The organism is Corynebacterium breve (assembly GCF_030252165.1).
In the GTDB taxonomy this organism is placed as follows: domain Bacteria; phylum Actinomycetota; class Actinomycetes; order Mycobacteriales; family Mycobacteriaceae; genus Corynebacterium; species Corynebacterium breve.
The window spans coordinates 1,819,015-1,840,783 of record NZ_CP126969.1; the positions used below are offsets into that span (position 1 = coordinate 1,819,015).

Here is a 21,769-nt window from a genome sequence, read left to right on the forward strand (position 1 = left end):
CCCGGCCGACTACAGTGGTGAAATATGAACTCGGGTGAATCCTCGTCGCCAGAAACACCGAACCCTTCCGTCACCATTTACGACATCGCCGAGGTGGCCGGAGTATCGCCATCAACTGTTTCTCGAGCCTTCTCACGACCAGATCGAGTGAGTTTCAAAACAGCCGAGAAGATCCGCGCGGTGGCCACACAACTGGGCTACGGCACTAAGCTAGAAACGCGCAGCACGCTACGTGAAACCAAAGACCTCGTTGGTCTTATCGGCGCGGATCTAAGCAACGAATACTACATCGAGATCCTGCGGGGCGCGGCCCATGCGGGTTGGGTCGAAGACGTATGGATCACCGCGAGCGATGTCCAGGAATCACCACAGAAGTCCCTCGCCGCCATCGACAAGCTTTCCGGCCAAGTCGATGGGTTCATTTTGGTTTCGGCCCGGTTGAGTAATTCGGAGATTCAAAAGGTGGCTCGCACCAAACCTACTGTCGTCGTTAATCGCCCCGTGCCGGGAGTCCCCAGCGTGTTGGTTGATAACTACGACGGAACCACGAACTTGATTTCGCACCTGGCGGAGCAGGGGGCAACCACTGTGTCTTATTTATCTTGGCCGGAGGAGTCGTGGACCGACGCGGTCCGGTGGCGGGCACTTCTCGACGCATCCAGTGGCACTGCGCCGGACAAGACCGAGATCATCACGCGCCATATGCCACTGCCTCAGGAGAAGCTGGCCACGATGTCCCACATGCAGGTCAGCAAGGTTACTGTCATCTCCCCAACCGTCAAGGGTGGTCGCAATGCATTCACACAATGGAAATCCGCCCCTACCGATGCAGTCATCTGCTACAACGACTTAGTGGCACGCGGATTCATCAGCCAAGCCCAAGCCGAAGGCTGGACCGCCCCGCGAGATTTGCTCATCGCGGGCTACGACAACAACAGCGTAGCTACCCTCTCGACCCCGAGCCTCACAACAGTCGCGGGACCGTTGCGCTCCGTGGGGCGAGTTGCGGCTGCGAACCTGATCGCCCTTGTACGGGGATTGAAAAAGCCAATGGTGAAGCCACGCGTGCTTCCGACGCGACTCATTGTCCGCGAGTCCACCTCCCGCACTGTGCCGGTGCCGCGGAAGAGGTCGTCGTAAAGCGTCTTATGCGCCGGGGATCACCAGCGAGAGCAGCATCACTACTCCGAGACCAACCAGGGAGTTGCACAACTGAAGCAGGCCCCACGTTTTCAAGGTGTCCTTGACAGAGAGATCAAAATAGCCCTTGAACAGCCAGAACGATGCATCGTTGACATGGGTTAGTGTATTGGAGCCCGCAGCCGTGGCCATGACCAACAAGGCTGGGTCCACTCCGGTCAGCGTTCCTGTGGTGGGGTCCATCAGTGCTGCGGCAATGATGCCCGCAGCCGTCATCGCCGAGACAACTCCCTGCCCCGTCGCTAGGCGGATCAAGACGGTAATTAGCCACGCCATGATGTAAGGACTTACCGACGACGCCGTCATCAACGAGCCAATGTAATCGCCGATGCCGGTGTCAATAATTACCTGCTTTAGCGCACCGCCCGCACCGATAATGAGGACGACCATCGCGATGCCTTTGACAGCATTTTCAAACGAATCCATCCCCCACTTGATGCCGTGGCCTGTCCTAATGGCATAGAAGTAGATCGCAGCGAACATCGCCAAAGTCACCGACACCACCGAAGAACCGAAGAAGTTGACCACGCTGAACGTCGTCGATCCTTCAGCCAACCAGACGTTGGCCACCGTAGCGGTAATCATCAGAATCGCCGGAATCAATGGCACGAACATGGAGATGGCAAACGAGGGGCGCTCATCTTCGGGTACCGGTTCGTCGGCGCGGAGCAAAGTTGGGGTCGGGTAGTTCAAATCACCGAGAAACCTCGGCAGTACCCAACCAGTAATAATCACCGTCGGGATGGCGACTAAGGCGCCGTAGATATACACCATGCCCATGTCGGCACCGTAGGCATCGACCAGAGCCACAGGTCCAGGCTGCGGCGGAAACAACGAGTGAGCAGTAGTCGTGGCGGCGACCGCGGGGATAGCGATCTTCATAAACGGGATATTTGCTCGGCTTGCCACGGCGACAATGAGAGGCGCCATAATAATGAAAGCAACCTCGTAAAACATCGCTAACCCGAAAATGGTGCCAGCGATGACCATTGCGATCTTTACCCTTTTGATCCCGAGCCGTTCGATCAATGTGTCTGCGATGCGATCGGCGGCTCCTGAATCGACCATGAGTTTGCCGATCACCGAACCAAAAACGACGATGATCGCCAGCGAACCGAGCGTCGACCCGAACCCGGATTGGATTGTGTCGAGAAGGTCCATCAGAGGGAAACCCTCAAGAAGGCCAATGAGCAGCGCAGCGAGCAGCAGCGCAATCATTGCGTTAATTTTCCATTTGATATTGAGCAGCAGCATCAGCGCAATTCCGAGCACTACCCACACGATATGGAGCCATTCCATTGTGCGTTCCTTTCAAAAATATATGACCCACGCAGCACTTATCAGTTGGCCGTTATCTACCCCATACTTTCGTACTATCTATTGAATTTGCAACGCCCTTGCATAAGTCATTTATATTCACGCGATGCCCGTCACTGGGCGTGAAATACTGTGATGCAACATCCGGCAACTACTTGATTGTGACCATTCGCGTCACACACAATGATGCTATGAGTAGCTCACATGCATCCCACCCCGACCGCCTTCTGCCGGCTGACCCGGGCACGCGAGACATCGCTCGCAGGCTTCTCGCGAATGTAGAAGATCTGCCGATCATCTCTCCCCACGGTCATCTAGACCCGCAAATGTTCGTTGACGACGATCCATTTCCCAACCCCACTGAATTGCTGATCTCCCCCGACCACTACCTCACCCGAATGCTGCACTCCGCAGGCTACGAACTATCCCAACTTGGCGTTGGTGGCCACGAAGCTGACCCACGCGAAGCTTGGCGCATCTTCTGCTCCAACTGGCCTCTGTACACCGGCACCGCCACCGGATACTGGGTGGAGCAGGAATTCGAGCACGTCTTCGGTATCGACCCTGGCCGCATCTCGGCCGAACAATCCGATGCCATCTACGACGAGCTCAATGAGATCCTCGCACGCCCAGAGTTTCGCCCCCGCGCGCTGGCTGATTCATTCAACCTTGAAGTTCTTGCCACCACCGACGATCCGCTCGATGACCTTGCTGCGCACAAGACCTTGACCAACGACCCATCGTTTGCGCCGCGCATTCTGCCGACCTTCCGCCCCGACGGGTACACCAAGTTCTACAACGTCAACTTTGCCTCCAACGTAGAAAAGCTTATCGACGAAGCCGGCGACGGAAAGACCGGCTACGAGGGCTATTTGGAGGCAATGCGCAATCGTCGTCAGTATTTCAAGGACGCTGGCGCAACCTCGACCGACCACGGCACGCACAACGCAGAATCCACCCCCTCCCGGCCGAAGAAGCCCAGCGCCTCTTTGACAAGGGCCGCAGCGGTGACTGGACCATGGACGAGGCCCTGGCCTTCGAGGCGAACATGACCTACCGCATGGCAGAGATGGCCCAGGACGACGGCCTAACCATGACCCTGCACCCAGGCGTGTACCGCAACCACTCCACCAGCGCTTTTGAAAAGTACGGCGCCGACGTTGGCCACGACATTCCATTCCAGATGGAATACACCAACGCCCTGCAGCCACTGCTGAAGGACTTCGGCGAGAACAAAGACTTCCACTTCGTCCTCTTCACCATGGACGAGACCACATTCTCTCGCGAGATCGCACCGCTGGCTGGCTACTACCCATCCGTCTATGCCGGTGCACCGTGGTGGTTCATCGACGAGATCGACGCCATGGCACGATTCCGCTCCTACACCTCCGGCACCACCGGCTTCTCCCGCTACTCCGGCTTCATCGACGACACCCGCGCCTACTGCTCCATCCCGGCGCGCCACAACACGTCCCGTCGCGTGGAAGCTGGCTACCTCGCTCGCCTCGTCGCAGAGCACCGCATCACAGAAGACCGCGCCGCAGAAATCATCGTCGACCTCATCGATGCATCCCCAAGGAGGGTGTTCAAGCTATGACTCAGAAACTGAACCGCACTAACTACGACGCCCCCGCTGCCCCGATCCGCCTAGTCCACCTAGGCCTCGGCGCTTTCCACCGCGCCCACCAGGTTTGGTACACGCAGAAAGCCGATCCCAACTGGGGCTACGCATCCTTTACTGGTCGCTCCGGTCGCGTCTCTGACCAGCTAGAACCCCAGGACGGCCTCTACACCCTGGTCACACGCTCCGGCGACGGGGATAGCCCCGAGGTCATTACGTCACTGGTCGAAGCACAACCTTCCTACAACTTGGAGCGCTTCCGCGAGCTGCTTGGCGACGAAAACGTCTCGGTTGTCACTCTCACCGTCACCGAAGCCGGCTACCACTTGGCCGAGGACGGCTCACTGCTGCACGACGATGATGTGAAGTTCGACATCTCAGAACTGCAGAAGGACACACCGGAGAAGCTGGAAACCGCCGCTGGCCGCATCATCTACGGTCTGAAAGCACGTATGGCTGCCGGATACGGTGGCCTAGCGGTCATGAGCTGCGACAACGTCGCCGATAATGGTCCTTTGACCCGCAACTCCGTGATCGGTTTGGCCAAGGAGATTGACTCTGAGCTTGCTTCCTGGATCGAATCCAACGTCACCTTCCCTTCAACTTCCATCGACCGCATCACGCCTGCCACCACCGATGAACTCATCGAGGATGTCAAGCGCGAGACCGGCTTCGAGGATGCTTCCCCGGTAGTCACCGAGCCTTTCGCCTCGTGGGTCATCGAGGGAGAATTCCCTGCTGGGCGTCCCGAATGGGAGAAGGCCGGTGTGGTATTCGTCGACGATATCGAGCAGTTCGAGCGTCGCAAGCTGTGGCTTCTCAACGGTTCGCACTCCCTGATGGCGTACTACGCCCAGCTCAAGGGCCATGCAACTGTCGACGAGGCGATCAACGACCCCGACGTGCGCGCCCGTGTCGAAGCTCTCTGGGACGAGGCAGCCAACCACCTTACCGCTGACGGCCTGGACATTCCTGGTTACCGCGACGACCTGATCGAGCGTTTTGAGAATCCGCGCATCCGCCACAATTTGGCCCAGATCGCCATCGACGGAGGTACCAAGCAACGTATGCGCGCCGTACCAATCATGAAATCTGAGCTTGCAGATGGCCGCCCCGGCAACGGTGCAGCACTGTCCATTGCTGCCTGGATCGAGTACATCCTGCGCGCCGACGAAATCCAAGACACCCGCGCTGATGACCTCGAAGCAGCGCGCAAGTCCGACGATCCAGTCAAGGCTCTCATCGCTGCCCTGGATGAGGAACTTGCTGCCAACGAGGATGCCGTCGAGCGTATTCGCGGTTTTCACGACGAAGTAAAGGCGCTGTAATACAGCGCACATGAGACTCAAAAACTACATAACAAATTCACCTTGGACATGAATAGGAGAAAACAATGTCCACCACAACCCAAGCGGCGCCCCCAGCCACCGGAAGGATGCCGAACCACCGGGTCCTGACGTACACGTTTGGCGACGTCGCAAACAACCTGTCCTTCATGATGACCTCGATGTTCCTCATGGTCTACATGACGGATATCGCAGGCCTCACCGCAGGTGTCGCTGGCGCTATTTACGGCATTACCAAGATCTGGGCGGGCTTCGCTGACCTCATCGCAGGCCAGACAGTTGACCGCTTTGATACCAGGTGGGGACGACTTCGCCCGTGGATCCTCTTCGGCTCCACTCCACTGGCGATCGTCTTCGTCCTGCTGTTTTCTACCCCAGCCGGCTTGGGCCCAACAGCGACGATCGCCTGGATCTTCCTGTTTGACGCAGCATTCCAGCTGGCATACTCCTTTGTGAACATTCCATACGGCTCCCTGTCTGCTGCAATGACCCAGGACCCAGTCGACCGCTCCAAGCTGTCGGGCGCGCGCTCCATCGCATCGTCGCTGACCGGTGTCATCCTCTCCGCTGTGGTTGCCCCACAGTTCCAGGACACCCAAGCTGACGGCATCCGCATGAAGTTCACCCTCACCTGTATCGCCCTAGGCGTACTTGCTGTCATCTTGTACCTGATCTGTTTTGCTAACTCGCGTGAGGTTGTCCCTCGCGGCCAAGGCCAGATCTCTTTGAAGAACACTTTGAAGATGGTCAAGCAGAACAAGCCTCTGCTGGTGCTGTGCTCCGGTGCGTTCTTCCTGCTGACTTCGATCTTCATCATGAACGCCGTGGGCTTGTACTTTGCCCGCGACGTTCTGGGCAACGCCAAGTGGTTCACCTTCCTGATGCTCGCCCAGACTTTGGGCACCATTTTGGCGGCCTCCTTTGTCCCGACGATCACCGCCCGTTTTGGCAAGCGCAACGGCTACATCGCCTTCGGAATCCTCATTGCAGTCGCTTTCACACTGATCTTCTTCCTGCCTTCCGCCAGCTTGGTCCCTGCCCTTATCGCTTGGTTCCTCTACGGCGCAGGCTCTGGCGGTACCAACGCCATGATGTTCTCGATGCAGGCTGACACCGTCGACTACGGCGAGTGGAAGACTGGCATTCGCTCCGAGGGCGGTTCCTACTCGATCCTCTCCTTCGTCCGAAAAGTTGGACAGGGTGTCGGCGGTTGGGCAGGCGGTGCCATTATCGGCGCCTTCGGCTATGCCTCTGGTGCGGCCGCTCAGTCCGAAGAAGCGCTACGCGGTATTCGCGTAGCAGCCGGTGTTGCACCTGCAGTCTTCGCCCTGCTCGCTGTTTTGGTCATGGTCCTCTACCCACTGACCCTGCAGCAGCACGAAAAGATCATTACCGATCTCAACGAGCGCCGCACTCAAAGCGCCATCGGTAAGGCAAAGGGCGTCGATGTCGAACGCACAGTCAACCCTGCCAACGTCGGTGACGGTCGTTCCACCCTGCTGCGCAAGGCGGATGCAAACCACCCACCAATCGTTACCCTGTTCGGTCTGCGTGGCTCTGGCGCAACTGATATCGCTCCGATCCTGGCTAAGGAACTCGGTGTTGAATACATCGGCCAGCGCTTCAGCTCCACCGAGCTGTCTCAGGTGGACAAGAAGGATCTCATTTCCGACTCCACCTTCGACCGCTGGATGCGCGCAGTGTCCTCCGGTGGCCTGCAAGACGGTGACCTGGCTACTGCTTCTGAGCAATCGGCGAACCACAATATCGCCGCCGAAAACACCAACTACGTACTCAACGCAGTGGAAAACGGTGGCGTGCTCTTGGGCCGCAACGGTGCTCTCGTCTTGGGTGATGTTGTGGGTGCTTACCACGTCCGCTTGGTCGCACCGATTGACAAGCGCGTTGAGCGAGTCATGCAACAAACCGGGCTCTCTGAGGCCGAGGCACGTGAACAGTGCATCACTGAGGACCGCATTCGCGCAGAGATGTCCGACCGCTTGTACAACTGGAACCCAAACCACGATTCGGATTACGACCTGGTGATCAACACCGCGTCCGTTACCTACGAACAGGTCGCAGAGTTCATCGCCTACTGCTTCCGTTCCAAGTACCCAGAATCCAAGCCAAATGCCGCCTCCCGCGAGGCCGCGCCTGGTGATGAATAACTAACGGCAGTAGAAAGTGTGCCCCAATGGAACCTGCAACCTGCCGGTTCCGGGGCATCTTCTACGTTAGGTACCCTGGATCTATTGGCTCAAGGTGCCCTGTATTTTCCAAGAATTCAACTAGAAAGGACTGTTCGATGTCCTCCACTCGACGACGTGCCGCTCTTGGTGATCTCCATGGATAAGAAGATCATTGTGATGGGTGTCTCCGGCTCCGGCAAGTCCACCATCGGCGAAATGCTCGGCGAGGCGCTCGACCTGCCCTACAAGGATGGCGACGACCTTCACCCACAGGCAAACATCGATAAAATGGCTGAAGGCATTCCGCTTAACGACGAAGACCGCTGGCCGTGGCTCCAGCTCATTGGAGAATGGCTTGAAGCTCGCCCCGAGGGCGCAATCCTGGGTTGCAGCTCCTTGAAGCGTTCCTACCGCGACAAGATCCGAGAATCTGCGCCCGATGCTGTGTTCGTCCACGTCCACGGCGACCGCGATCTGCTGTACTCCCGCATGTCGGAGCGCCCAGGCCATTTCATGCCGGCATCGCTCCTCGACTCCCAGCTAGAGACTCTGGAGCCCCTGCAAGATGACGAGTCCGGCAGAGTCTTTGACATCGCCAACTCGCCCCAAGACATTGTCGACGACGCCGCTACTTGGTTGCGTAACCTGTAGCCACGCGTAACATCGCGCCACCCCGGTCTGTGGTTCATCACGACCGTGGTGGCGTTGTGTTTTTACTAGGCTTAGAGGCATGTCTAACCGAGCACTGATTCTTGTCGATGTCCAGAACGATTTCTGCCCTGGCGGCTCGCTTGCCACTGAACGAGGCTCCGAAGTAGCAGCTGAGATCGCGTCTTTTATGGAGTCTGACGTCTTCCGACTCAACAACTACTCTCACGTCGTCGCCACCCAAGATTGGCATATCGACCCCGGCAGCCACTTTTCTGACGAACCAGACTTTGTCGATTCCTGGCCAGTCCATTGCAAAGCCAACACCAACGGCGCGGCCATGCATGAAAAAATCGATCTGGAAAAGATCGAAGCCTTTTTCCGCAAGGGCGAGTACGAGGCTGCTTATTCCGGCTTCGAAGGCAAAGCCGACGGCGTCCTGCTCGCAGAGTGGCTGCGCCACAACGACATCGACTCCATCGATGTATGCGGGATCGCTACCGACCATTGTGTGCGAGCAACAGCGCTCGACGGATTGAAAGTAGGCTTCAAGGTCCGCGTGCTGTCAGGACTGTGCGCTGCAGTAGACAACGCCCGCGGTGACCGCGCATTAAATGAAATGGACGAGGCAGGCGCCGACCTCATTTAGGCAGCGGGCCTGGGAACAAAGCCGAGCATGTCTTCCATTTCGCCCATCTCGGCTGTCTGCACCTCGATCATGTCCTCAGCCATTTCCTGCAACGGTGCGTACTCCCCCTCATCCACCTCGCCTTGAGTCATTGCGATGACATCCGCGTGGTGGATGTGCATGAGCTCCAAGAATTGCGTCTCCAGCTCGTCACCACGCAATGTTTTTAGCGCTTCGAGCTCGTCGGGCATCACCATGCCGTTGGCGATGTGCTGTGAATGAAATTCCATTGCCTCGTGCTCGCCCCACTCGTCCGCCCACGTGCGCATCTGGTCGTTTTCGCGTGCCTGGCCGTCGCGGATGCGCTGGGCTAGATCACGCACTTGGGGATCAGCATCGGGGCTGTCCAACAAAATGTCGCTCATCTCGATGGCTTGTTCGTGGTGCGGCACCATCATTCCAAGGAAATGCACGTCCGTGGCGTTGTACCGAGGGGTGTCTTCAGCGGTACAACTCGCGGCGCCTAAGGCGATGCTCACAGCGCTTAGGGATACGAAAAGACGACGCAACACTTATACCTCCAGGGGGTATCGATGGGACTGGAGGAAAGTATAGCGCCGTCGGGGCTTGACCAGCCGATTTTTATGCGCGAGCTGCGAGCATGCGCTTGATTTCCTTGAGCTCGTTTTTCTTCTTCCGGTTACGAGCAACAGTCAAAGCGATCAGACCAACAACCACTGCGCCGACGCCGGCAAGAATGTTCTGCACCTGTGGATCGTTAAGCTTCTCGTTCGCCTGCACCTTCGCATCAGCAACCAGATTGTTTGGCTGGGTGCGGTTCGCCAGCTCATCCAGGGTGCTAGCCAACTGGCTACGGGTGCGGGCGATGTCGCGCTGAATATCGTTGATGTCTCGTGCCACTTTAAATACTCCCGTGTTGGTATTGAGTAAACGTAATGCTTTGCCTCCACAGTAGTGTAGTCGCAAAATTTGTGTGCCGGTAAGCTAAAAGCCATGACTGAACCCTCGCGACTCAATGTTGGCGATACCGCCCCAGCATTTACTCTGCCTAGCGATTCCGGCAAGGATGTCTCACTTTCCGATTACGCCGGCAAGCGTGTGATCGTGTACTTCTACCCGCGCGCCAACACCCCAGGTTGCACCAAGGAAGCCTGCGATTTTCGCGATAACTTGGCACAATTTAATGACTCCGACACCGCTGTTCTCGGCATCAGCCCTGACCCAGTAGAGAAGTTGGCCAAGTTCCGAGACGACCACGAACTTACGTTCCCGCTGCTTTCCGACGAGTCCAAAGAGGTCATGACCGCTTGGGGCGCGTTTGGTGAAAAGAAGAACTACGGCAAGATCGTCCAGGGAGTCATCCGGTCCACCTTCCTCGTCGGTACCGATGGCACCATTGAATCGGCCCAGTACAACGTCAAGGCCACCGGCCACGTTGGTCGCCTGCTGCGGGATCTGCCGCTGTAAGAATGACCGACGAACAGGAACTGCTTGTCCCCCGCCGCCGGCCCGCCCAGGCCCGCTCGCGGGAACGCTTCGACCGTATTTTGGTGGCGGCCCGAAGCGTCCTTGTCGATGTCGGATTCGAATCCTTCACTTTCGACGAAGTGGCCAAGCGCTCTGAAGTGCCGATCGGCACTTTGTACCAGTTCTTTGCTAATAAATACGTGCTGATCTGCGAGCTTGACCGCGTTGACACAGCCGAAGCCGTTGCTGAACTACGCCGTTTCTCCGAACAAGTTCCTGCACTCCAGTGGCCCGATATTCTCGACGAATTCATCGACCACCTCGCCCGAATGTGGCACGAAGACCCTTCGCGCCGCGCCGTTTGGCACGCGGTCCAATCGACCCCGGCGACACGCTACACCGCCTCGGTCACCGAGCGCGAAATGCTTGAGATCATCGCGGACGCACTGGAGCCGCTCAACTCGCATGCCTCTTACGACGCCCGCTATAACCTTGCTGGACTTTTGGTCCACACCGTTTCCTCGCTGCTCAACTACGCAGTAAGTGACCTTGACGCGGGCGAAGACTCGTTTGTGCGCGTGGTCCCTGAGATCAAGCGCATGTTGATCGCGTATCTCTTCGCCGTGGCTCAGGCCTAGGGGCCCTCGGCAATCGCCTTCAGCGCAGCGAGGTGATCATTCCAAGCGCGCAAGCCCTCCTTGGACAGCGAAAATTTTGTCTGGGCTTTCTTTCCTACGAAGTGCTTGTCAATCTTCACATACCCTTCCTTCTCCAGGGCCGATGCGTGCTTGGACAAGGTGGAGTCTGTGGTGCCAAGGTAATCTTTGGCCTGCTGAAATGTCATGGATTCAGCGCCCGCGAGACTGGCCATAAGGGAGAATCGCAGCGGATTATTGAAATGCGGGTTGAGCTGATGCCGAGGGTGCGCCATGTTACTTTGCATTTCGTCGCAAGGCGGTGAGCTCCCACATCGGGCCGATCGCGGCCAGCGCCATGTAGACGAAGCTCAGCGCGACACCCTGCGCTTCGGTGAGCTGAGGACCAACAATCATCGTGGCAGCCCACGGTATTGCCCATACAAACATGGCGATCCCCCAACGCTTGGTGAATCCCCGACGAGTTGGCGTGCTGTGGGACACGGCCAGCGGAATGAACACCATGCCGACGATGACCCACGCAATCGAGCCACCCATGATTAGCATGGATTCTTCCGCGCTAGCGCCAGGTCGCCCGACGGAGTACACAGCTCCGGCTGCGCAATAGAAGATGTATGCCAACCAGCTCGGGGAGAACGTGGCCACCTTGCTGGTGAGAGAGTTTGCTTGTTCGAGAAGTTGTTGTGCGTCGTGCTTATCCATGTGGTGCGACCGCCTTACAAGGTCTAGGTGGAGCTTCCGAACGTTGCAACCAAAGTACAGGAAAGCACTTTCCACTTTTGCAAGCCCTTTCTGCGGGATTTTCGAACAACGGTTACCGTTTGTCGCCCGGATAGCTCTGCTGCCACCCAATAAACGGTAACCATTGTGCGCTTGACGACGAGCCCCTCGCCTACATCACCAAACAAGTCGCCATGGCGTAATCACCGTCGTGGCTAATGGAAAGCGACTGCGCCACCGGAGCCACCGCAGCCACCGCACCATGCAACTGCACTGCGACACGCCCGAACCGGTCAGCGACCACTTCGATCTCCGCGAAATCCACCCGATCCGGTTCAATCACCGGCGGCAGCCCGTAAAGCGACTGCGACCAAGCCTTAATAAACGCCTCTTTCGCAGCCCATCGCCCCGCGAGGTGCTCGGCGCGATCCGGTTTTCCCCCTGCCACGCGCAACTCACGCGAGGTGAAGACCTGCTCAAAGGTCGATCCGGGCACCTCGAGCTGCGTCCGGAAGTCGGAGATGCAGACCAGATCTACGCCGATATGCATTACTCAGCAACTCCCGGCTTCAGCACGCCGTTGACTAGGCGGGCGGAGTCGTCGAGAAGCACTGCTGCCTCGAGCTCCTTGCCGCCGTGGCCAAGGTTGCGGTCGGCGGGACGCTCGTAAGGCGCCGGGCCGCCGTGGATGGCATCATTGATCCGCGCCAAGCCAGCTGTTTCGCGTACCGACGACTCCGCCAGCCACCTGTCTGCGTCGAGCCCCGCAGAGCGCAACGCCGCAACAAACGCCTCTGGGTGCACCACTGCAACCAGCGCCGACACGTGGCCGAAGCCCAACGAAGTGACTAGGCCGGCCTTCGCTTCGCAGGCGAGCGGAGAACGCAGCCAGACCATGTGGGAGTCCTCACGCAGCGCAGGGTCAACACAGTCGAGCGAGCGGTTCGCCGGAATCATCCCTGAGCGCAGCACCTGGGTCAGCCCCACCAGCTGGAACGCCGCAGCACCACCCTTGGCGTGCCCGGTGAGCGTCTTCTGCGAGATTACATACAAGGGGTTGCCAGCGGCACGCCCCAGGGACGCTGCGATGCGTTCGTGCAGGTCAGACTCGTTCGGATCGTTAGCATTGGTGGAGGTGTCGTGCTTGGAGACAATTGCGATTTCGTCGGGCGTGACGTCCAGCTCGCGCAAAGCGGTAGCAAGACGCGAGTCCACCCCGCCGCGTGCTGCGGACAGCGCGCCCAGACCTGGGGCAGGGATCGAGGTGTGCGCGCCATCAGCGAACGACTCCGCAAACCCGACCACGCCCAGGACAGGCAGGCCAAGCTCGTAGGCGACGGAACCACGCGCGAGGATCAGCACACCGCCGCCCTCCGACTCGACAAAGCCTCCCCGGCGACGATCGTTCGCGCGGGAGAAGAAGCGGTGCTCGATGCCCTTGGCCTCCATCTCGGCGGAATCGGCCGTAGCGGCCATGTCGCCGAAGCCAGTGATGCCTTCGATGGAGAGGTCGTCGATACCGCCGGCCACAACCACGTCGGCCTTGCCCAGCCGGATCTTGTCCATGCCCTCTTCCACCGACACCGCCGCGGTTGCACAAGCGGCAACCGGGTGGATCATTTGGCCATAACCACCGACATAGTCCTGCATGACGTGGGCCGCGACAACGTTGGGCAGCGACTCTTGGAGGATGTCGTTCGGGCGAGGCTCCGCAAGCAGCCCGTCAATGTAGAGCGCACGCAGCGACTCGACGCCGCCCATACCGGTACCCATCGTGGAGGAAACACGCGCCGGATGCACGCTGCCCAGCAGTTCAGCGGGGCTAAATCCGGAGCTCAAGAACGCATCCACGGTGGCGATCAGGTTCCACTGCGCAACACGATCCAGGTTGTCAATCATGTCAGCCGGGATGCCCCACAGAGCCGGATCGAAATCCTCTGGGATCTGCCCGCCGACAAACCTGGTCATCGCCACGCGACGAGGCACCCGCACCGGGGTACCGGCCTTGCGAGTCACTGTCCACTCCGCACCATCGAAAGATGCCACGGTGTGTTCTGGATCGGATTCGACAAACGAACGCGCCGTTTCCCGATCTCCCACCGTGAAGCTCATGTCGTGCTCTAAGTAGATGGTGGTCAGCTCAGGCGCAAGGTTGTCTACCATGTGGAAGTCATCGTGGAAGCGTCGCACGCCCACGCGCGCCAGCACCTCGTCGTGGTACTTTTCAAAAATGTCCTCTTCGGCCACGTCGTTGCCCTCGGCATCGACCCACTGGCCGTCCTCGTAGGCGATCAGCCCCATGGACCAAGCCAACTCGGTCACCCCTGCGGCGGTGAGATCGCCGGAGAGTTCCACGTCGAAGCGAGTGCGCGACGATCCATACGGTCCGATCTCCGCGGCGCCAACAATGACAACCATGTCCTTCGGGTCGATCGTGACGTCGAAGTCCGGCTTCGTCCACTCGATGCGCTTATACGGGGTCGGCAGAGCCTGCGCGGTCGCGGGCTCGTCGTCAAGCTTGTCGACGATGCCCCCGCCCTGCAATTCTCGCGCCAGTTCAGGGAGGTTGATGTCAGCCTGCCCCAGTCCGCCGGTGAAATCAGCGGTGACCGGGGACTCGGCCGCCTGGGCCCGGACCTCGGCGGCGGCTTGGCTGATGAGCAGCTGTGCCATCTCTTCGGTGGAGTAAGTGGTCACGCCCTTCGCCTCGACGGCATCAACGAGCGGGTCATTGCCACCCATCAATCCGGTGCCACGCACCCAGCCGATTAGTGCATGGACCACACTGGTGCGATCGCCCCAGACCGGCTCGGCGTGCCAACGGGTCACCATCGCGTCCAGGGCTGCCTTGGCTTCGCCATAAGCGCCGTCGCCACCAAAGCGACCGCGGTTCGGGCTACCCGGCAGGACAACGTGGAGGCGATTGCCCACATGCGTATCAACACCAAGTTGAGATAGTCCGGCAATGAGACGCTCCACTGCCCACAGCAGCAAGCGCATCTGAGATTCGGCGCTCGGGCCAGCGTCAGCAAGGGTGCCCGTGACGCGCGGAGCAGCGAACGGGAACAGCAGTGTCGGCACCATCGCGGGCTTTGTTACCTTCTTCGCGCCACCCACAGTGGCGGATTGCTCCGCGCCGATCCACTCGATCAGCTGGTCAAGGTCATGCATCGCGCTAAGATTCGCCGGCACAACCCACAGCGCAGCGTTGCCGCGGGCGTGGGTACGGTAGAGGTCCTTGTAGAACTCAAGGCGCTTGTGGCCTAGGTGCGAGGTGGTCACGATGACAGTCGCGCCACCTGCGAGAAGTTGGCCGGTGACCGCTGCGCCAATGCCGTTGGGGGAAGCGCCGGTGACCACGGCGATGTCGTCAGCGAACTCGAGTGGGTCCATGTCGCGGGCCTGGTCGGCCTGCGTGGTGTTGCCAAAGAACTCAGCGATGCGAGCTGCTTCCTCGCCGGCACCGGTGATGTCGATGTCGAGACCGCGTGCGATGTCTTCGCGGGCTGAGGCCCACCGGTCGTCGAGAAGCACTGCTTGGTGAGCGTCGAAGCTTGGCGCTACCTGTCGAGGCCAATCGGAGCCGAGCTCGCGCGTCACAAGCTCCATGAGATCCTGCTCGGGTTCGTCGAAGGATTCCGCCACGATGTGCTCATGGCCTAGGCGTCGCAGCAGTTCACGGGCAGTTTCGGCAAGCACGCCTGCTTCACCGGTGAGCTGCTCGGCGAATTCACCGAGGGCGGCGGAGTCAACCACTCCGCCAGCCGCACCACCAGCGGAAGGCAGAGCGACGGAGATGCCACGGGATTGAGCCACGGACTGCACCGCGGCATCGATCAGTGCGTCGAGTTCTGCGGCGGTGGAGGCCTCAGGCAGGGTAGCAAGCTCACCTCCCCGCAGCGATGCGCCCTCGCGGGTACCCATGACAATCGCCGCGGTGACGTGGTCAGCCCAGCCTTGGCCGAGCTGCCACGCGTTGGTTACGCGCTCGGCGATGTAGGCCGGTTTCTTCCCGGTCGGGCCGGTGATACGGCGCAGCGCGTCTGCTACGGAGTCACCGAGCACAGGCCCGAAGGCCTTGTAGCCCTTGGCCATCTTGGTCACGGTGGCTTTTAGCTCGTCGAGGGCTGCGTCGGCGGCACCATCGATCGCGCCCAGACCGAATTCGACGCCAAGGTCCAGCAGCAACTGGTTGCGTCGCGACGACACGCCTTCCACCAACGTCTCGATGGAGTCGGTGGTGCCCATCTGATCTGGGCGGACCTTGGTCCACACGCTCACCAGCATTTCAGTGGCATCAGCTGGGGTGAACGCGATGTCGGCCGGGCGTTCACCGCTTCCCGAGGACACGGGCGCAGGGGCTGGTTGCTCGGTTGGGGCTGGGTTGACGGCTTGGACTACTTCGGCAGGAGAATCGTCGACAAGTTCTTCGACCTCGCGGACAACCTCGTCGGTGGCGAACACCAGTGCACGATCGCGTTCGAGGTTGAGCACGGACAATTCGGCGCCGCGGAATTTTGGCAACAACAGGGTTTGGCCCAGCATGTTGGCCAGGGTCGGCGAAGCACCAACGCCCACCTCGACGAAGGATTCGATGCCAAGGGCAGTGAGCAGCAGCTCTTGGGTCTCGATCCAACGCACCGGAGAAGCAAACTGCCATGCGAGCAGCTCGATTAGCACTGTGCGGCCGAGCTTCATGCGGTCTTGTGCGGCCGCGTCAAAGTCAGCGAGAATCTCTGCGATATAGGGAGACTCAACGACCTCGGCGATAGCTGCAACGAAGTCCTGTGTGAGTTCGAACGGGCGGGCCACAAGGTTTGGGATGTAGTGTCCGTCAAGAACGTCAAGGTTGAACTCCGCTGGGATCAGGGAGTCCAGGTGCGCGCGGAAGTCGTCCACACCGCCGAGGAGTCTGGAGGAGTGGAATGGCACGTCGATGCCCGGGATCATCACGAGTGCGCGCTGGCCAGGGCCACGACGCTCCGCGTCGGCTGCGAGGGCACGCAAACCGGCCAAGGTTCCAGCGACGGCGTACTGGCGGCCGTCGATGTTGTAGTTGACGATCTCTAAGAACTCGCCCGTGGCCTGTGAGAGCTCGGAGATGTACTCTTCGACATCTGCGCCGGAAAGCCCCATCTTGTACGGGCGCAGGGCAGCGAGCGCATAGTTGGAGGTGCCATCAAGGTCGCGTTCGACTAGGCGGTGCATGGTAAGTCCACGTCGGTAGACAATCTCCACGACGCCTTCCAACGAGAGCACTTCGGCGTACGCGGCGAGCGCGTTGTACTCGCCTACAGAGTGGCCCGCGAAGTACGCCTGCTCGTTGAGCACACCGGCTTCGCGCATTTCAGCGATCTGCGCACAGCCCAGGGTTGCCATCGCCACTTGGGTGAACTGGGTGAGGAAGAGCGCGCCGTCCGGGTGATGGAACTTTTCGCCATCGACAACAACCTCGTGTGGGTTATTGCGCACGATCTCCAGGATGGAAAAGCCCAGCTTCTCGCGGGTGTGTTGATCGGCGCGGTCCCAGACTTTACGGGCAGCTGCCGAGGACGCGTAGGCCTCCATGCCCATCCCCTGTGACTGGATACCTTGGCCTGGGAAGCCGTAGAAAGTTGTCTTCTCGCGCATCACGGCGGTGGCCGTCACCGCGAGCTGACCATCAGCGGTCACCGTTACGGTGCGGACCTCCCCGCGGCCCGCGCGGTTGTCGATACCAGTGCGCTCGACATCGATCTCGACCTCTTGACCAGGCAGGATCATCGCGAGCATCGTGGCGGTGTACTCGACTACCTCTCCCCCGGCTTGTGCGGCCATGAGCTGACCAATCGCCGAAGTCCACATCCCGTGCACGATCACGCCGCCATCGAGGCCGGCAAGCCGCGCCGCGTTGTCAGAAACGTGAATCGGGTTGCGGTCACCAGACACCACTGCAAACGGCACCATTGATTCCGGCGTGATAACCCGCGCATAACCGCGATGCGAACGAGGGGTATCCACCACGCTCGGCAGCGCCGAGGTGTTCGTGCGTGCGGTGGTCTTACCAGCACGACCGCGGATAGCAAAGCGCTCGGACAGTGTCGCCAAGTCTTCGCCGTCGGCGGTGATTTCGGCGCGCACGATGACAAGGCGGCCGAGATCCGTATCGGCTACCTCGTCGGTATGGGCTGTGATCGTCAAGGTGACGTCGTCGCTAGGCAAAGGTGCCAACATGGTCACGTGGTGCTCTAAATGAACCAACGAAAGCATGCCTTCAACGACCAGTGCTTCGGTCCCCGGGATCTTCGCATCCGCCACGGCTGCAAATACTGCAGGCCATGCCTTGCCGACGAGCACGTCCGGCGCTCCCCCACGCGCACCCGGCAGGTAGCCGGCGGTGACATTGTCGTAGTCGGCGCGATCAGCAGTGGTCAGTGGAACAGTCCAGGTAGCGATGCCATCAGTAACTGGCGCTAGTTCCCCACCAGCGGCAACGCGGGTGAGTTCGAGCATCGCCTGTTCAGCGTCTTCTTGCGTGACATATGGGCTCAGCGCTGGATCCACAGGAGCGGTAATGCGGATGGCCAGGTCAGTCTGGCCCACGTTGACCACAAGCTCCGCGGTGGTCTGGTCGATATCGACCAGCTGGTAGTCGGAATCGCCAAGGCGAGCGACAAGGTTGGTCTGTTCGCGTCCTACCCAGTTGATTCCCGGCGCGCGGAGGATGCGTTGGGAGGCGGTGGAGTCGTCGATAAGCGGCTCGGTGCTCACAGCCTCGATGCCCGCCTGCTCGAATCGTCCGAGTAGTTCCGCGACGGGTTCGTTGGCGCGCTCGATGCCGCTGACAGCGACGATGCCCGGGATGATGCAGACTTCGTCGGCATCGTATCGTTCGTCGTGAGCTTGCCACAGCGAGTCGCTGCGCCACGTGCGGCGGACGTCCTTGTCGATGACCGGCACAAATGGAACCGGCTTGCCCGGGCGTAGGCAGAGTCGAACAAACCAGTCGCGGTCGGCTGGGTGAAGGAGGTCGGTTGCCGCGGCTGGGTATGCGGTAACGAGCGCGTCGATAAGCGCGGCAGGGTCGTCGTCGAAGGTTGCGGCGATGACCGGAGCAAATTCGCCGTGGTCTTGGTCGATGAGGCGGGCTTCGGCGCGGGTGAGCATCTCGGCAAAGCGCGTGAACCACGTGATGTCCACCCACGGCGCGGCGAGTTCAGCGTAGCGACGCAGCCACGCCTCGTAGGTCATGGACTGAGTGTCGCCGAAATATGGCTTGCAGGTGTGGGAGATCGCTTCGATGATGTCGTCGCGACGCTTTTCGACGAGCTCCTGGTCCCCAGCAACCTCGTCCAGGATACGGCCGGCGCGCGCCCACGCATTGTCAATCTCGTAGAGGTCCGCGCCGAGCTGGGAACGACCGGATGCCATCCCGTCACGACCCTCACCCGCGCCGACCCAGCCTTCAATGCCCTTGGTTTCCACAAGGAGCCGCTTGACAGATTCGCTGGCGGTTGATTCCTTGGTCGCCATTGCTGCGGTACCCACGAGGATGCCGTCGACGGGCATCGCCGGCAGGTCGTGCTTCTTCGCCCACTCACCGGTGAGATACTGCGCGGCGATTTCCGGCGACCCGATGCCGCCACCCACGGCCAAAATGATGTTGTCGCGTTGACGAGCCTCCTCGTAGGTGGCAATGAGGAGTTCGTCCAAGTCCTCCCACGAGTGGTGCCCGCCTGCCTTGCCGCCTTCGACCTGCATGATAATCGGAGTATCCGGCAGGGCGTCGGCAAGCTTGAAGGCCTTGCGGATCTGGCTGATCGCACCCGGCTTGAACGCCACCCATGGGATACCTTCAGCGCGGAGAGATTCCACGAGCGCGACAGCTTCATCGTGCGGTGGGAAACCTGCGGAGACCACAACGCCATCAATCGGGGCGCCGTTGGCCCGGGCACGCGGGACTAATCGCTTGCCTTCGATCTGGCTGCGCCACTGTTGAGGGTTTAAGAACATTGAGTTGAACTGCGCGTTGACGCCTGGCTCGAGCATGTCGGCCAAGCGCTGCAGGTTTTCCTCAAGGATCTGGTCGGTGACTTGGCCGCCTCCGGCGAGTTCCGCCCAGTGGCCGGCATTAGCCGCTGCTGCCACAATCTCGGGGTCAACAGTGCTCGGAGTCATTCCCGCGAGCATGATCGGGCTGCGCCCCGTGACCTCGGTCAGGCGCGTCGACAAGCGGGTGCTCTCGCCACGCTTGACGACGACCGGCTGGTACTTTTCATACTTCCCAGGAGTCTGGGGGGCGAGGCCGACGTCGAAAAGCTGTGCTTGGCCTTCGTTATCGCAGATCGTCAGCACACCGATGCCGAGGCCAGCGACGTTGGCGCGAGTGAGCTTAGCCACGCCACCGGATGGTCCGATCTCCAGCACCCAGCGCACATTCTGGTCCGCGAGCTGGCGAGTTTCCGCAAGCCAATCGATACTTTCGGTCAAGACATGCTCCGCGAGGTCGCGCGCCAGATCGGCGTCGATGCCTACTTGCTCAGCCCACTCAACGACCTGTTCTACCGCCGGCTGCATCGCCGGGTGGTGGAATGCAGCCTGCACCGACAATGGATTGATAATCGGCGCAAACGGGAGGCCACCACGCTCCTTGTTTTCTACGGCCTTCCTGTCTTTGGCCGAAGCGCCCTCAAGCCGCGCCGCGACCATTTCCAGCTCTGCCGGAGCGCCGCATACGACAAAGGAATCGCGAGAATTGCGTAGCCCAATCACCGCGTTGGTGCCTGCTAGGGCCTGCACAACTTGTACCTCGGTAACCTTGGCCAGCGCCATCATCGGGCTGGAATCGTGGTCGCGGACCAAACCGGCCATCCGACCCGTACGAGTGATCGCTGCACCGATCAGCTGCGCAATGGCAAGCACAGTCGCTGGATCATTCTCCAACGCCGCGACACCAAGTACGCCTTGAGAATGCCCAATTGCCGCCACACGCTGGCTCACATCCAGCCCCTGTTGCTGCGCCGATTCCAAGACCGCAAGCTGCGCAATCAAGATGCCCGGCACGCTTACGGCTGCATCAAAGGCATCAAACGCTGGGCTTTCCGACGATTCCGCCCACGCAATCGGCTGGAACCCGTAGGGACGGTAAGGCGCGAGTGAGTTCTCTAGTGGGGCTAACTGCGCGGAGGCTTCGTCGACAATTGCGTTCAAGGCCGGTGCGACACCGGCCGCGAGAGTAGTCCGCAGCGTGCCCAGCCAGTCATACCCTTGGCCAGAGAACGACAGCGCGAAGCCCTCTTTCTGATCTCCATTCCCAAGCCGGCTAATCAAACGTTCTTGACCTGAGTAAATGCTCGTAATAGTCACAGTGTGAGGGCTCCTACTAACAGTGGATCGGGGACTTACGACGGTTGACTCCCCACACAATCATGAGGAAAGCGTCACCTTTTGCTCGTGAGGCAGAATTCTACTCTGTCGGACACCGTCCGGTCATTTCGCCACCCAAACTTGACGGTAAGTACACCTAACGCGGTGGTTAAAACCCGTCTAACGGCCACGCACACGCCGTGTGGGCGCCCCAGGCACCCTTGCCCGCACCGAGGGACTACGCCGCAGCGTCGACGATGACCGTGGCTACTCCGGCCCGACAACAAAGAACCCCGAGCACTGGGATAGTCACTGGGCCACTGACCATCTCTCCTCGTTGGACAAACTCGCGTTCTGGCTTGACGAAACTAGCTTCATGCCACCGAAGTCCCGGAAGCAAACCAGGCGTAAAAACCCGGTCGGCTTAGGCCGTAACTGCGGCACAAGCGATCAACGTCGAGATGTTCATAGAGCCGCTGCCGACCACCGGGGTTGACCATATCGCCAGGTCAATCCACAAATGGATTATCACCAAGTCCCGACCGAACCATCGCAGTTATTGATGTAACTGGACAAAAGGCAGTCTTCGATCGAGCCGAAATCCTGGACAT

General features: G+C 59.9%; 14 protein-coding genes and 1 pseudogene. 8 read left to right on the plus strand and 7 right to left on the minus strand.

What is annotated here, in order from left to right; genetic code table 11:
- The first annotated feature begins 24 nt into the window (after positions 1–24).
- Positions 25–1,140, plus strand: coding sequence for a LacI family DNA-binding transcriptional regulator (locus tag QP027_RS08900; protein WP_284824167.1), 1,116 nt, complete (start codon positions 25–27; stop codon positions 1,138–1,140).
- Positions 1,141–1,146: 6 nt separating this feature from the next.
- Here the strand turns inward: QP027_RS08900 and gntP are convergent, their stop codons facing one another.
- Positions 1,147–2,499: a gluconate permease GntP gene (gene gntP / locus QP027_RS08905; RefSeq protein ID WP_284824187.1), complete on the minus strand. Its 1,353-nt coding sequence runs from the start codon at positions 2,497–2,499 to the stop codon at positions 1,147–1,149.
- A 209-nt stretch (positions 2,500–2,708) separates the two neighbouring features.
- Between gntP and uxaC the strand changes: the two are divergent.
- The 5 genes and pseudogenes from uxaC to QP027_RS08930 all read left to right on the plus strand — a co-directional run bounded on the left by uxaC (position 2,709) and on the right by QP027_RS08930 (position 8,970).
- Positions 2,709–4,114 (plus strand): annotated as a pseudogene (gene uxaC, locus QP027_RS08910) (glucuronate isomerase).
- Positions 4,111–5,466 carry a mannitol dehydrogenase family protein gene (locus QP027_RS08915; protein ID WP_284824188.1) on the plus strand — a complete coding sequence of 452 codons (1,356 nt, stop codon included), beginning with the start codon at positions 4,111–4,113 and terminating at the stop codon, positions 5,464–5,466. Before uxaC ends, QP027_RS08915 begins: the two are co-directional and overlap by 4 nt.
- A 65-nt stretch (positions 5,467–5,531) precedes the next feature.
- Positions 5,532–7,652, plus strand: a complete 2,121-nt coding sequence (locus QP027_RS08920; RefSeq protein ID WP_284824189.1) for a cytidylate kinase family protein — start codon at positions 5,532–5,534, stop codon at positions 7,650–7,652.
- 177 nt (positions 7,653–7,829) lie between these two features.
- Positions 7,830–8,324, plus strand: a complete 495-nt coding sequence (locus tag QP027_RS08925) for a gluconokinase (protein WP_284824191.1) — start codon at positions 7,830–7,832, stop codon at positions 8,322–8,324.
- Between the two features lie 79 nt (positions 8,325–8,403).
- Entirely contained in the window at positions 8,404–8,970 is a 567-nt protein-coding gene (locus QP027_RS08930) for an isochorismatase family protein (protein ID WP_284824192.1), read from the plus strand.
- Here QP027_RS08930 and QP027_RS08935 read toward each other — a convergent pair.
- Complete coding sequence (locus tag QP027_RS08935; protein ID WP_284824194.1) at positions 8,967–9,488, minus strand: DUF305 domain-containing protein; 522 nt, start codon at positions 9,486–9,488, stop codon at positions 8,967–8,969. The genes QP027_RS08930 and QP027_RS08935 overlap by 4 nt on opposite strands.
- 103 nt (positions 9,489–9,591) lie before the next feature.
- Positions 9,592–9,870 carry a DUF3618 domain-containing protein gene (locus QP027_RS08940; RefSeq protein WP_284824196.1) on the minus strand — a complete coding sequence of 93 codons (279 nt, stop codon included), beginning with the start codon at positions 9,868–9,870 and terminating at the stop codon, positions 9,592–9,594.
- A 93-nt stretch (positions 9,871–9,963) separates the two neighbouring features.
- Here QP027_RS08940 and bcp point away from each other — a divergent pair, with 93 nt between their 5' ends.
- Entirely contained in the window at positions 9,964–10,437 is a 474-nt protein-coding gene (gene bcp / locus QP027_RS08945; protein WP_284824198.1) for a thioredoxin-dependent thiol peroxidase, read from the plus strand.
- Between the two features lie 2 nt (positions 10,438–10,439).
- Positions 10,440–11,075 carry a TetR/AcrR family transcriptional regulator gene (locus QP027_RS08950; RefSeq protein WP_284824200.1) on the plus strand — a complete coding sequence of 212 codons (636 nt, stop codon included), beginning with the start codon at positions 10,440–10,442 and terminating at the stop codon, positions 11,073–11,075.
- On the opposite strand, the gene QP027_RS08955 is transcribed toward QP027_RS08950, so the two are convergent.
- The 4 genes from QP027_RS08955 to QP027_RS08970 all read right to left on the minus strand — a co-directional run bounded on the left by QP027_RS08955 (position 11,072) and on the right by QP027_RS08970 (position 21,158).
- The gene (locus QP027_RS08955) at positions 11,072–11,368 is read right to left on the minus strand and encodes a winged helix-turn-helix domain-containing protein (protein ID WP_284824202.1); all 297 of its coding nucleotides are present in this window, start codon (positions 11,366–11,368) and stop codon (positions 11,072–11,074) included. The genes QP027_RS08950 and QP027_RS08955 overlap by 4 nt on opposite strands.
- A gap of 1 nt (position 11,369) precedes the next feature.
- Complete coding sequence (locus QP027_RS08960) at positions 11,370–11,795, minus strand: hypothetical protein (RefSeq protein ID WP_284824203.1); 426 nt, start codon at positions 11,793–11,795, stop codon at positions 11,370–11,372.
- A gap of 190 nt (positions 11,796–11,985) precedes the next feature.
- A complete protein-coding gene (acpS, locus tag QP027_RS08965) occupies positions 11,986–12,363 on the minus strand; it encodes a holo-ACP synthase AcpS (RefSeq protein WP_284824205.1) in 378 nt (125 codons plus the stop codon).
- Entirely contained in the window at positions 12,363–21,158 is an 8,796-nt protein-coding gene (locus QP027_RS08970; RefSeq protein ID WP_284824207.1) for a type I polyketide synthase, read from the minus strand. The genes acpS and QP027_RS08970 overlap by 1 nt, the downstream gene beginning before the upstream one ends.
- Positions 21,159–21,769: the final 611 nt, after the last annotated feature.